The 13,179-nt window shown below is 43.9% G+C and carries 11 protein-coding genes; 2 read left to right on the top strand and 9 right to left on the bottom strand.

Annotated elements, in window-relative coordinates:
• Positions 1 to 11: 11 nt before the first annotated feature.
• From ACZ52Z_RS18565 to ACZ52Z_RS18535, 7 genes are all read right to left on the bottom strand, one after another.
• Positions 12 to 1,523 (bottom strand): hydrogenase large subunit, encoded by a 1,512-nt coding sequence (locus tag ACZ52Z_RS18565; protein ID WP_464268263.1) that lies wholly within the window; start codon positions 1,521 to 1,523, stop codon positions 12 to 14.
• Positions 1,516 to 2,625, bottom strand: coding sequence for a proton-conducting transporter transmembrane domain-containing protein (locus tag ACZ52Z_RS18560; protein WP_464270823.1), 1,110 nt, complete (start codon positions 2,623 to 2,625; stop codon positions 1,516 to 1,518). The genes ACZ52Z_RS18565 and ACZ52Z_RS18560 overlap by 8 nt, the downstream gene beginning before the upstream one ends.
• 322 nt (positions 2,626 to 2,947) lie before the next feature.
• Positions 2,948 to 3,601 (bottom strand): hydrogenase, encoded by a 654-nt coding sequence (locus ACZ52Z_RS18555; protein WP_464268262.1) that lies wholly within the window; start codon positions 3,599 to 3,601, stop codon positions 2,948 to 2,950.
• The gene (locus ACZ52Z_RS18550; RefSeq protein ID WP_464268261.1) at positions 3,598 to 4,515 is read right to left on the bottom strand and encodes a respiratory chain complex I subunit 1 family protein; all 918 of its coding nucleotides are present in this window, start codon (positions 4,513 to 4,515) and stop codon (positions 3,598 to 3,600) included. Before ACZ52Z_RS18550 ends, ACZ52Z_RS18555 begins: the two co-directional genes overlap by 4 nt.
• Positions 4,516 to 4,559: 44 nt before the next feature.
• Entirely contained in the window at positions 4,560 to 6,434 is a 1,875-nt protein-coding gene (locus tag ACZ52Z_RS18545; RefSeq protein WP_464268260.1) for a proton-conducting transporter transmembrane domain-containing protein, read from the bottom strand.
• Positions 6,435 to 6,598: 164 nt separating this feature from the next.
• Positions 6,599 to 6,868: a hypothetical protein gene (locus ACZ52Z_RS18540; protein WP_464268259.1), complete on the bottom strand. Its 270-nt coding sequence runs from the start codon at positions 6,866 to 6,868 to the stop codon at positions 6,599 to 6,601.
• Positions 6,869 to 6,889: 21 nt separating this feature from the next.
• The gene (locus tag ACZ52Z_RS18535) at positions 6,890 to 7,132 is read right to left on the bottom strand and encodes a hypothetical protein (protein ID WP_464268258.1); all 243 of its coding nucleotides are present in this window, start codon (positions 7,130 to 7,132) and stop codon (positions 6,890 to 6,892) included.
• Positions 7,133 to 7,892: 760 nt separating this feature from the next.
• Here ACZ52Z_RS18535 and ACZ52Z_RS18530 point away from each other — a divergent pair.
• Together ACZ52Z_RS18530 and ACZ52Z_RS18525 are read left to right on the top strand one after the other, a co-directional pair.
• Entirely contained in the window at positions 7,893 to 8,462 is a 570-nt protein-coding gene (locus ACZ52Z_RS18530; RefSeq protein WP_464268257.1) for a CBS domain-containing protein, read from the top strand.
• An 84-nt stretch (positions 8,463 to 8,546) separates the two neighbouring features.
• Positions 8,547 to 9,968, top strand: a complete 1,422-nt coding sequence (locus tag ACZ52Z_RS18525) for a transferase (protein ID WP_464268256.1) — start codon at positions 8,547 to 8,549, stop codon at positions 9,966 to 9,968.
• Between the two features lie 155 nt (positions 9,969 to 10,123).
• On the opposite strand, the gene ACZ52Z_RS18520 is transcribed toward ACZ52Z_RS18525, so the two are convergent.
• Both ACZ52Z_RS18520 and ACZ52Z_RS18515 read right to left on the bottom strand, forming a co-directional pair.
• The gene (locus ACZ52Z_RS18520; protein WP_464268255.1) at positions 10,124 to 11,491 is read right to left on the bottom strand and encodes a sigma-54-dependent transcriptional regulator; all 1,368 of its coding nucleotides are present in this window, start codon (positions 11,489 to 11,491) and stop codon (positions 10,124 to 10,126) included.
• On the bottom strand, positions 11,488 to 12,957 hold the full coding sequence (locus tag ACZ52Z_RS18515) for a sensor histidine kinase (protein ID WP_464268254.1): 1,470 nt from the start codon (positions 12,955 to 12,957) through the stop codon (positions 11,488 to 11,490). The genes ACZ52Z_RS18520 and ACZ52Z_RS18515 overlap by 4 nt, the downstream gene beginning before the upstream one ends.
• Between the last annotated feature and the right edge of the window lie 222 nt (positions 12,958 to 13,179).

The raw sequence follows: 13,179 nt of genomic DNA, 5'->3' as shown, positions 1-13,179 counted from the left end.
AGCTGATGATTTTATAAATCAAATCCGCAATACGAAAGATTGTAACTTTTATTGCAGAGCGGGAAGTCTGATATCTCTTGATTTCGAAGTGACATGGCCAACCCTGTCCAATTGTGAAAAGATGGGTCCTTTATTTTATAGCGCTGCACCTTTCCTTTGTTATCGGTGAGAATGCAGTGGGATACCTCACCTCGCCATCCTTCGTTGACGGTCACTACAAAGGAATCCGGACAAAGTGTGCAGTCCTGCATATGCACCGCTTTTTCAGTAGTTTCTCCCTTATCAAGGAGTAGGTTGATGAGGCGTAACGAATGCACGATTTCTTCCCGCCTCACCTGTGCTCTGCTGTGGACATCACCATTGGTTACTACGTTGCTGTTTGCAGGGAGTTCTGCGTAACATTCCGTCGGGAAAGTGACCCTGGCATCGTAGGTTATGCCACATGCCCTACCGGCATAACCGACCAGGCCAAGGTCTTTGGCCATCGCATGTTCCACCGCGCCGGTATGCTCAAATCTTGCTAGTACAGTAGGGGCGTTGAACAGGAGGTCGCATATATGTTCGATTTCTGGAGTTACTTCCGCGAGCTTCTCTCGTATCAGTTGACGCTGCTCATCCCCCATAATGTGACTCACTCCCCCCGGGCGCACAAGTCCTTTCCCAAAACGATTGCCGCTTAATACCTGTAAAAGGTTAAGGAATTCTCCCCTGATTCTACCAAAATAGGCGGCTGGAGGATTGAAGGCCACGTCACCACTTAATGCGCCTATATCACCTATATGATTGCATATTCGCTCAAGCTCCATAGCTATACAGCGGACTATACTCGCGCCCTTGTCAACGATTTGATTACTAAGAGCTTCAAAAGCCTGACTAAAGCAAAGTGTATGCGCGATGGTTGTATCCCCGGCAATCGATTCACAGATAGCCGGATAGCGTTTGTGCGGGAGTGTTGGCAGCATTTTTTCGATACCACGATGCTGATAACCAAGCTGAATTTCAAGATGGAGAACTTCTTCTCCTGCGCACTGAAATCGAAAATGACCTGGCTCAATGATACCAGCATGGACCGGTCCAACCGCAACTTCGTGGATAGATTCACCATCCACGGCAAAATATGGGTAATTTCCTGGTATGTCCCTTGTGTAATCGTTTTCGAATACGTCCTTTTCACCGCTATAGTTTTTATGGTAACGGACCATCTTCAACCAAGGGTGGCCATCCGGTTTAAGGCCGAATTGTTCCGCAATTTCCCGCTCGAACATATGAAATTTTTCGCTGACAGACCGTGTCAACGACTGAAAACTGGTACCTATTTGAGTGCGTATCACATACAGAGCGCTGTTGCGTACAACAGCCAGCAGTTTGTATGTACTGTTGTCTTCATAGGCAAACAGTTGAACGATAAACCCATCGTTTTTTACAAACAAAGAGAGGCTTTTAAAAAAGATTTCAAAAGAGACATCCGGTATAGCCGCTTGCGCTACGGCTGTGCCATTTTCTATTTTCAGGAAGTTATCCATGGATACCACCTCCAACTGTTTCAATTGCTCCTGCAATCGCACTGTAAAGAACATCTGGTATCCATACACAAAGGGTAACTGAAGCGAGCAATAAGATATAGGGTGCAAAAATCCGTAAAGGCTCTTCATTTATTCGTATGTCATTGTCGTGCTCATTAAACGACATGGATATAAAAATACGTCCTGTACCGGCAAAAACGAGGAAAAGGGCAAAGAGGAATAAGCCGATGCTGACATACCTGTGTAGCTGAAACGCACCGATAATAATTATGATTTCACTGACAAAAAGCCCAAACGGAGGCAAACCCGCAATACCCACAAACCCAGCAAAAAATGAAACAAATGTCTTGGGCAGATGACGAACCACATTTCCTATTCTCTGTACTCGTTTCGTGCCAAAAGCAAGGAGGATATTTCCAGCTGAGAGAAAAAGTGAGGATTTTAACAAGGAATGATGAATCAGATGGAGAAAGGCTCCATACATGGCATAGCCACCGATGCCGACACCAAAAGCAATAACGCCCATGTTCTTAATACTGGAATAGGCAAGCATTCGCTTATAGTCTGGTTGGCCGATAATAAAAATACCGCCAAGCAGCATGGATGTGAGGCCAAAGCCAATGAGTATGTTACCTGAGAAATCCCCTAGACCAGCGATATTCATCAATACATGCATCTTATAGATGCCCAGAAAAGCGCAGTTGAGTAATGCTCCAGAGAGCAATGCGGAAGCCGGGCTTGGAGCCTGGCTATGGGCATCCGGAAGCCAGGTGTGCATTGGAGCGAGACCCATCTTGGTGCCAAACCCAATAACCACAAAGATAAAACCAGCTTTCAACCATACCGGATCCAATTGAAATGCAACGGTATTGAGTGAAGAAAACGAAAGCGGGACCACTATATTACCTAGGTCCATTGCAAGGGTTATGAAAAAGCACCCCAACAGGGCCAGCGCAATTCCCACCGAACAAATGAGTATATATTTCCAGGTGGCTTCGAGCGCTTCTTTTGAATGGTGGGTAAAAATCAGGGGTGCACTGACCAGCGTTGTCGCTTCGATAGATATCCAGAGAACTATGGGGTGCTCTGATAAGGTCACCATGGACATGGTTCCAAGAAAGAGCAGCATGCAGCAGCAGAAGACCTGCTTGTTTTGCACCTCAGTTTCTTTGGTATAAGAAAATGAGTAGATCGAAATACACAAAAAGATAAATGAGGTTACCAGTAATATCAGTAAACCTTCCGGCGACGCGCTGAAAAAATTTGGCAGCGCAGGAGTGAGCTTGCCCATCCAGGTCATAACTGTGAGCTGAAAATGAAGGAGGGCACTAATACACAGAAGCACTCTGCCCATACTAGCAGGTAGGGCCAGGGCGGTGCCCCCTGCGCCAAGTGGCAGTAAAAAAATAAATTCAATCATAATCTCAATCCTTTAACCGTCCAAGTAAAGTGGTGTCGATGTCACTGAAAGCGCTGTTGATGTTATGGAGAATAATGCCCATCACCATGACACCAACAAGGAGGTCAAGCAGCACACCAAACTCAACTACATAAATGGTATGCCGGTGGTCAGTGAGCGCAGTACCGATAAGATAGATGCCGTTTTCCAGCATCAGGTAACCGATCACCTGGGTAATGGCTTTGCTTCTGGCCATCATCAGAAAAAAGCCGGAAGCCATTGTGGTGATCGCTGTTGTGAGCACCATGTCGTGCCCGGCAGGCAGGGAGAGCCGAAGATCATTGGTTATAAAAACAGAGAGTATAATGATAACCAGACCGCTGAGGATAGATGCGTGATAGCCGATAAATGGTTCAATCTCACGCTTAATCTTGACCTGCTTAACGGCCATATACAAGAGGCCGGGAATAAGTAGTCCCTTGATAAACGTCATGATTTGGAAAAAAATAATGGCTCCGGTATCAAGTGATCCATGGCTTTTCAAAAAAAGCGGCGTAAGCGAGACCATAATACCCTGTAAGGCCATGATCCTCACCAGCACCATCAACCTGCTTGAACCAAGAGACAGCAATACGGACAGGAGTGTAACAACAAGAATGAGTTGGGTAATATCGATCATTGCAAGACCCCCATGGTAAGTATGGCTGCAAAGAACACCAAGGCAAAGGAAGTAAGAATAAATTTGGGAACAAGGTCCATTCTAAACCTGGCCATGACCGATTCAGTTATGCCGACCAATACGTAAACAAGAGACAGGACACTCAAAAAGATCACTCCACCGGTCAAACCATCCAACGTGGCAAACGGGAAAATGAGTTGGCTGATAAAGGCTGAGTAAAAAAGAAGCTTATAAAATGCCCCCAGCTCAATGATGGCCAGATCAGGACCGCTGTGATCAAGGATCATCACCTCATGGATCATGGTCAGCTCCAGATGAGTTGCAGGGTCGTCGACCGGAACCCGGGAGTTTTCAGCAAGCAAGACCATGAACATTGCTATTATGACGAGCACTAACAAAGAACCTGATTGTCCTGTCAGGGTAATTGGATTTTCACCTGTGAAATATGCACTTAAACTCAACGACCCATTCATTCTGTAAAAGAGAATCAGGACGGTGAAGATGGTGAGTTCAGCCAGGGTTGAAAAAAAAACTTCACGTGCAGCTCCCATCCCCTCAAAGGGCGATGCGGTATCAAGTGCAGCAATCACCGTAAAAAAACGCCCTATTCCCATAATGTAAAAAAGCATTATTACATCACCATGAAATGAGAGCAGAGGCGGATATCCACAAAATGGGAAAAACAGCAGAACTGTCACTGCTGTTGCAAAGGAGATTACCGGTCCTAATTTGAAGACAAATGTAGAGCTGGTGCTATAAACCGAACCTTTTCGTAATAGTTTGATCAGAGTGTAGTATTTTATCAAGAGCGGTGGTCCTTTTTTACCGGCAAAAAAGGCTTTCACTTTAAGTATGATTCCAGGAAAAAGCGGTGCAGCAAGTATGGCGAGTAGAAAAGAGATATATGTTTCCATCTTTTACCTCTGAATATATGGGCGGGAGCTATGCTGTCAAATGGTCAGACAAAGAGTAAAAGGGCAACAATGGCCACTATGATATAGCCAATATACAGTTGAATATAGCCATGCTGAATCCATCGGAGCTTTCTCATATAATACAGAAAAGGAACAGCCAGGTGATCAACCAGCGCTATTTCAGAGATATCATCCACCCTGGTATCATAGGTGCTCCTTCGCGGAAATATTTTCTTAATTCCAGAATACCTGGTCTTCACCCGCACAAACGGCCTGAAGAAATCGACCACACTCATCGCATAAGAGGTCCCTGTATACTGTATCCTTGTCGTTCCCTGGGTAAATCCACATCCCCATGTTGGCTTGCGGCTGATCTCCTTACGGAGATAAAGGACTTTACGCAGCACCATTGAGACAAGAATAACTGCGGTCAGAGCACGCGCCCCCATTGCCAGATTACCGGTAACCAACGCTACGTGGTCCGCACCGGCAGGAACGAGTGGTTTGATGCTTTTCAAGGCCATGAAGGCTATTTGGACAAAAGGTGCTGGGAAAATACCGATAATCAGGCAGGAAGCAGCCAAAATAACCATGGGCAATATCATGCTCATATCCACCTCTTGTGTATCGGAGGCCTTTGCGGTTCGTGGCTCACCAAGAAAGACGATTCCAACTACCTTGGTGAAACAAGCCGCCGCCAGTCCCCCGATAATTGCCAGAGAGAGAATGGCGAGCATGGAAAACACAAAGGAAGAGCCATTGAGATGCAGCCCATGAAAGGCACCGAAATATACCAGAAATTCACTGATAAAACCGTTGAACGGAGGCAAACCGGAAATGGAAATTGATCCGGTTAAAAAGGTGCCTCCTGTTGCTGGCATGCGCTTAATGACGCCGCCAAGCTGATCAACATGCCTGAGTCCTGTTTGTTTCAGTACAGCACCGGCACCGAAAAAAAGTAATGATTTAAAGATGGAGTGATTTAGTACATGCAGTAGGCTGCCGGCAAAGCCGAAGCTTGCCATTATGTTATTTCCTTCAGCCAGACCGATCATGCCGATACCAGCACCGATCAGGATAATACCGATGTTTTCAACACTGTGATAGGCCAGCAGCTTTTTCAAATCGTGCTTACCAAGAGCGTAAACCACCCCCAACACACCTGAAACCATGCCAAAGGTGAGGACCATTTCGCCCAAAAACAGCTCCGTCGCATTGAGTATGGCATAGAATCGTAGAATGCCGTAAATGCCCATCTTGATCATAACACCTGACATAATCGCTGAAATGTTACTGGGTGCTGCCGGATGCGCATGTGGAAGCCACGTATGGAGAGGGAACATTCCAGCTTTAGAGCCAAAGCCCACCATAGCCAGACAGAATACTGTGGTTTTTATGGTGACGGGAATCTCAGCAAAGGCTGCAAAATTGTAAGAACCTGTATAGCTGTACGCTAGCGCTAAGGCCGAAAAGAGAAACATTGCTCCGGCCTGGGTGAAAATAAAATAGATGTAGCCTGCTTTGCGTGTTTCCTTTTCGTGATGATCATAAATAACCAGGAGAAATGAAGAGAGGGACATAACCTCCCAGACCAGAGCAAAGCTGATAATGTTGTCCGCAGTGGCAACAAGAGCCATTCCCGTGATGAGTAAGGTCGAAAAGAAAAAGGTAACCCCAACACGCTTCTTTTGCTCTTCCTTGTCCAGGTAATGGAAACTATAGAGCACTGCAAGGGGACAAACTGTAAAAATGGGTATGAGAAAAAAAGCTGAAAGCGGATCAACGGAAAAAGAAAGTGTGAATATATGCAGCCATGGGATAACAAACGTTGCAACCTCTCTCCCTTGGATAGGGCCGATGATTGCGTATAAACCAATTATGCAGCCAGCAACAGTAATAGCTATGTAACCGGCTTTCATTAGACTGAATAATCTGCAGGTGAGTAAGGCAAAAAATCCACCAGCAAATAAAATAGTAAGTGAAAGTAAAAAGGTGTCCATCGTTTCTATTTGCATTAGCTCGTTAAGTAATATGTTGAACTTGCATCGTACAGGTGGTTTTTTGGCATGAAACAGGGTGAATTTTACAAACGTATGTGCAGACTGATCTCTTTGGCTTCAACACATTGACACGTGTACCCATACCAGTATTTATTGGCCATCAACGGTTTGGAATTTAGTACATGCTCGTAGGCTTCACTACGTGCTTTTATATACTCTATCCAGTCAGACGCTTCTTCTGCTGAAGTGAAAGGGCCTACTATTGCCATTGTTTCCTGTGCTTTTTCATATTTTGCGGTAAAGTACTGCGCTGTTTTTTCAGGTTCTTGAGTTATTCCAATGAGAACTGTCATAGTTTTTCCCTTTTTTAGTAATCAACGTTTCTCTTGCTTTTCAAAGGTAAACCCGTACCAGATAGACTCTTCAGCTTCCTGGTGGGTTGGAATGATTTCCTCAAAGCTGCCAATTACACTTTTCAGATAAGCTAACCAGTTGAGTGCCTCGACTCTTGAAAGAAAAGGACCGACTTCAGTAAAAGGACCTGTTTTTCCGTACCGGCGAAGGATGAATTCCTTAATTTTAATTGTATCTTGGGTGATGCCTATGATGATTTTCACAAGTAACCTATTTGAAGATTAAAATTATGCGATGTGCTGGGAATCATGGTCTAGCAATATATGTACCACCAACGCAGTGGTTAACTTAACCTGTCAAAGTTCTGTTCTTAATAGGAGACGGATTGCTTGGCTAGAGTGTAGTTTCTTTAATATTCCAGGCAATATTAAGCAAAAACTGAAAAAAAATCGTAAGCTGGTAAGAATTGGGGCAGTATGCCCCAGCTAAGGGCATAGGGCAGGATACTGAACCCCTATAGGGTTGAAGGGCTATAACAAACTTTCAGGTGACGGGATAACGTAAAAGTATTATTTGCTGGCAGGGTTTTATTTTAAAAATCTATTTAAATCAGAATGTTGCATGAGTGCTAAAAAAGAAAGCTGAAGGGGTATATTTCATGAGGATTTTTTTTGAACAGGTGATCATCAATGCATAGATCCTGACAGGACATTCCTCCCCACTGAGGCAAAATGCCCCAACAGAAGACCGATATAGTAAAACAGGGTACTGTTTCTATTTATTAAGAACACTTGCGCTGCGATGCACGAAAATCACTGTTTGCAGCGTTTTCATGCAGTTTCTGCTTGACATGTTCCTAGAAGGAAGTGAATGAGTATTCATTTTGCATAACTTTGAACCTAATCGTAATTCTTGATGATTTTGTACACAAAGCATTGCAACCCAAAAGATGAGGTCGTAAGGATTTCGATCTCCTGTGCCGAAGCTTTACGACACCGTCAATCTTGAACAAAAGGAATTGTTATGGAGCAGATATATGTCAAAGACCTCATGGTACCCATTTCCGAATATGCCACCGTCACTGTGGGCACTTCTTTAACCGATGCTGTTATAGCTTTGGAGGAAGCCCAGGAAGCATATTCTGCAAGCAAATATCAGCACAGAGCAATTCTTGTTCTTGACGAGAACAATGCTGTTATTGGAAAAATTAGCCAGGTGCTACTATTGGAAGCTATTGAAACCAGGTACGATCTTGGATGTGAGGTGGAAAGTCTGAGTCGTTTTAAATTCAGCGATCAATATATAGCCGACAAACGTGAACAATACAGACTGGAAGGTCCAATATTGGACCAGGACTCTTTCCAGGCAGTAGCGCAAAAAAAGGTAGAAGAGTTCATGCAGCGCCCAACGCCGGGTGAATTTGTCTCCGAAGACAGCTCGTTGGATATGGCGATCCATAAACTGGTATCAGGAGCTCATCTCTCCCTTCTGGTCACACGTGGAGAGGAAATTGTTGGGATTTTAAAAACAGGAGACGTTTTTGCCTCTGTTTATCATGAAATGCGCAAAAGAGTGGATTCTCTGGATGATTAAAAGGTAGAGGATTTCGCCATTGGCAGCTGTTTTATTTGATATATTCATCCTGTGTATAGTGCATTTCTTAGATAGAGGACAGATATGAACGAACTGCAAAAGTTATATAATAGAATTATTCAACGGGTAAATATTAACCTCCGTGAACTCGATTTTGATACTCAACCATACTCCAAAGGCATTATTCAGCCAGAGCAGATGGATAAGTTTTATGCGTTTTACGGGATAACAACAGATCATCCATTGAGTCTGATGTTTAAAAATTCAGGGTTGGCTGGGAGCTATTTTCTGGGAAAGTGTCGAGTTGCAAATTCATTGCTCTACAAAAGTGATATTCGGGGAGATGAGCTAAAAAGAAAAGGGACATCTTGTCAATGTCATGGATTTACCATAGACCTTCATGATGATGAGCTGATCGATATTCAAGATTCTGCTCTAGCCAAAACCCTGGTGCATAATTTTTCCCATGATCCTGAAACACCTGAAGTATTTTATATTAAAGACACTCTTGCTATGGATTATGCCAATATCCATGGTGCGCCAACTGATGGAGCTTTTTTAGGACCCTTTGCTACTGTTGACTTAACTACGGTTCATGACTGTGTTATTGGAGCCTATTCCTATATCCAGGCTGGTGAAATCAACCATATGAAAATAGAGCCAGGCACGATATGGGTACACGCTCCAGGAGCCTTTAATTTTTATTATCGCCACAATCCTGATAATCTTGAGAAGTATGTAGGTGTTGTCTCTGGTAACCGTCCACACGGTATGATACTAGACTTTGTCGAGGCTCGTGAAGCAGCATTTCAGCATCTTTTTGATGCGGTTAATATTGAGGCGATCAAATCTGTTCCTAAAACAGCCTCTCTTGATAGATATGCTGTTATTCTTCCGAATACAACTATTGCTGATAATGTGCTCGTTTCGCAAAGGGCCTATTTAGAGAATGCGTACCTTGGCAAAGGCTCCAATGCTCAGGAAAATTGTTATATTATCCACTCAAGATTAGAGGGATTCAACGTAACCGCGCATGGTGCAAAAATTATTGAGTCGGATCTTGAGCGGGATGTATTTGTTGGTTTCAATAGTTTTTTATTGGGGAAAAAAGGAGCAAAGATAAATATTGGGGAAGGTTGTATCGTGATGCCGCATACAATCATAGATGTTGATGAGCCCTTAAATATTGCTAAAGGTCATCTTGTTTGGGGGCTAATCAGAAATAATGCTGACCTTCAAGAACACAGTATTTCCTTTGATGACTTGAAAGCTCAAAAAACTGCATTCAGTAGAGGTAATTTGCATTTTGAAGGTAACGGGTATCTGTTTGTCAAAGGATTCAAAGACCGAATTGACCATATTCTCGATGCCAATGGTGCCTTTTTTGACAGAGGAAGCAATACCGGTCACGCTCAAAGGAATCAGAATTTGTCACTCAATACCATACAACCGTTTCAATTTGGCCCTATGAAAGGGCTGTATCCCAATATCACTATAGAGCTCTAATGCACTTTGAAGTGCTCTTTCTGTCCAGCTCTTCCGGGAAAGCATGGCGCTTACTGCAGTTGCAGTGAGCGCATGCTTCGTGCCAATCAGTTGGCAATAACGAAAGGGTTTTAAAAGCAACAATACTTGAAGAAAGATTTGGTGCGGGTAAGCAGCTATAGATTTTTCTGTTCCTCATAGCGCTGTAATTTTCGATAAAGGGTCTTCCGATCTACCTGCAAAATACGTGCTGTCATAGTCCTGTTGCCACCGCTGGTCTTGAGCACATGCATTATATAGCGACGCTCCATCTCTTCCATTGAAATCAACTCCATGGGGTCCTGATCTCCTACCACGATATACTCCTTACTAAAGAGACGTATTTTTTCGGGAAGATCTTCAGGGATAATTTTGTCAAAACAGGTCAGGGCGACCGCATGCTCCATTGCATTTCGGAGCTCGCGAACATTTCCAGGCCAGGAATAATCCATTAATTTTGCGACGGTATTATCAGCAATACCAGTAACAGCCTTATTCTGTTTGGCAGAAAAATGTTCGACGAATTGTTTTGCCAGCAACAGGATATCTGTTCCGCGAGAACGCAGTGGTGGCATCCCAAGCTGTATTACATTGAGACGATAGAACAAATCTTCTCTAAAAAGGCCATCTTCCACCGCAGATTCAATATCCCTGTTAGTGGCTGCAATGATACGCACATTAAATGGCCGTTCCGTTGTTCCCCCTATCGGTCTTACGCAGCGCTCCTCCAGAGCCCTTAACAGCTTGGGTTGTAAATCAAGAGGAATTTCACCAACTTCATCAAGAAACAAGCTGCCGCCATCAGCCTGTAAAAATAACCCTTTATTACCAGTCCCAGCATCGGTAAACGCACCTTTTTTATGCCCAAAAAGTTCACTCTCAAGCAGTTGACCGGGCATGGCTGCGCAGTTGATGGTGATCAGCGGGTGATTCTTTCTCCTGCTGTGGGTGTGCACAGCTCTTGCGACAAGTTCTTTTCCTGAACCACTCTCACCGGTTATCAGCAGTGAGGCTTCTGAATCAGCAATACGACCAAGCTGAGTAAAGAGAGCTTCCATTACCGGGCTTTCCCCAAGAAGCTTATCGAAATGAACGGGTTGTTTAGTACCACTGCTTAATTTTTTTACTGTTTGCTGCAGAGTTCTGTACCGTACAGCCCGCTGGAGCGACATAGTAAGGATATCAAGATCCAGTGGTTTGGTGACAAAATCATAAGCTCCAGCCCTGATTGCTGCTATAGCCGTATCCATACTCCCAAACGCTGTCATTATGATTACTGGTATATCCGGCACATTTGATACAATTGAAGTACATATATCCAACCCGTTCATGTCCGGCAAATTGATATCAGCAAGGACCACATCGGTAGCATGTACATCAACAGCAGCAAGCCCTTCTTTGCCAGAAATATATGTGGTTACTGAAAAATCCCTTCGGCTGAGCCCAGCCTTTAACAGGTCGCACATGTCCTGATCATCTTCGATTACAAGAATATTGCCACTCATTCTTTGCTCTCTTTCAAAGGGAGGTACACAGAAAAGCACGCACCATTTCGCACATTACTTTCCACATCAATCCAGCCGCCGTGTTCTTCAACAATTCCATGAGCTATGGACAAACCAAGGCCTGTTCCGGTACCAATAGTTTTTGTTGTAAAAAAAGGCGTGAAAATACGTTCAAGATCATTTTTACAGATGCCTTCCCCTTCATCAATAATACGTATTTTCAAGAAACGTTGTGGATCTTGATTTTCAAACCGGGGCTCGGTAAGCATTTCATTTTTCACATTGACGGAGATGGTACCACCATTGGGCATCGCCTGAACGCTGTTCATCAGCAGGTTAATCAGTACTTGCTGAATTTGAGCACCGTCAATGAACAGTATCACTTCAGCGTCTTCCTCCTGATGCAAAGCAAAAACAACATGCTGTTTGGTTGCCAACGGATAAAGGAGCTGAAACATTTGCTTTATCAGCAGTACTATATTTTCTGCGCTGATATGTTGTTCAGGGCGTCTTGTAAAATCAAGTAATTGCCGAATAATGAGAGTCATCCGCTCAGCCTGACTTTTGATGATGGAAGCGCACTCTCTCGTTTCTTCAGCGGTCAAATGTTCACTAATGATCATCTTTGCACGACCGTCAACAACATTGAGTGGTGTCCCTATCTCGTGAGCTATACCGGCAGAGATGAGACCAAACGTGGACAGCCGTTCCGTATGGCGGAGTTGGTCCATGGTTTTCAGGCGGGCATCGTATTCGAATTTAATCTTTTCTTTGGCGATGATCAGGCGCGAGCACATATCATTCATGGTTTTCGCTAAATCGGCAAGCTCGTCATTGCCAACCACTGCATGATTCCCCCTGAGTTCCCCCCTTCCAATCAGTTCTGCCTGACTGGTGAGCCTGTTGAGTGGAATACGAATCTTTCGATGAATGAAAAAATAGAGGATCACACCGCAAAAAGATGCAAGTGCAGCAGTAATGATAATTGCACGAGTCAACATTCTTTCCGAGTACATCCGTAAAGCCGAAAATGTCTGACGTAATTCCAACGCCCCATTTCTCTCCACACCTATTTCCACAGGGATATAGGTATAGAGAAGCGTTTCTTCGTTTTTGTCATGAATTTTCAAGGTGGTTGTTGTTCTCAAATCAAGTTTTTCCAATTGTTCTTTATCGCTCGTAGCAATCTTTGCGTTACCTGAAAAAGTATCAGCCCATACCCATCGAATTAGCATTGTGCCGGATTTACTTGCGTCCTCAATGAGTTCAAGGGCCTTTTCCTCGCCGCTCTCTTTCCACGTATGTGCAATCATGCCAGAAATGGAGTTGCCAGTCTGTAAAGCGTTGGTAACCATGTCTGATTCAAACTGTTCGACCTCGGCTTTAAAACTTAGGTATTCATCCATGCCAATCATGATGATCATACCAAACAGAAGGGGCCCGAAAAGATGGTAGAAAAGCTTCATAAACCTAATCAGTTAAGGAAAGGTTAAAGCCGTGGTCGATCGTCGCCGACCAGGTTTTTCGTATTAGAAGATATTGTGAAAGGAGGTTTCGCTGAGTGAATCAGACAAAGGACAATGCAAATTAGAGTAAATCAATCTAAAAAGCGGAGTCTCTGAATTAATTCAGATTGTATGTACCACCGGATGTGATAGATTACAACACGTAGCATATAGTTATGCTGG

The sequence above is a fragment of the Desulfogranum aggregans genome (assembly GCF_055398265.1).
Note: the sequence above shows the minus strand (reverse complement) of the source record. Positions and strands in the feature narration are given on the sequence as shown.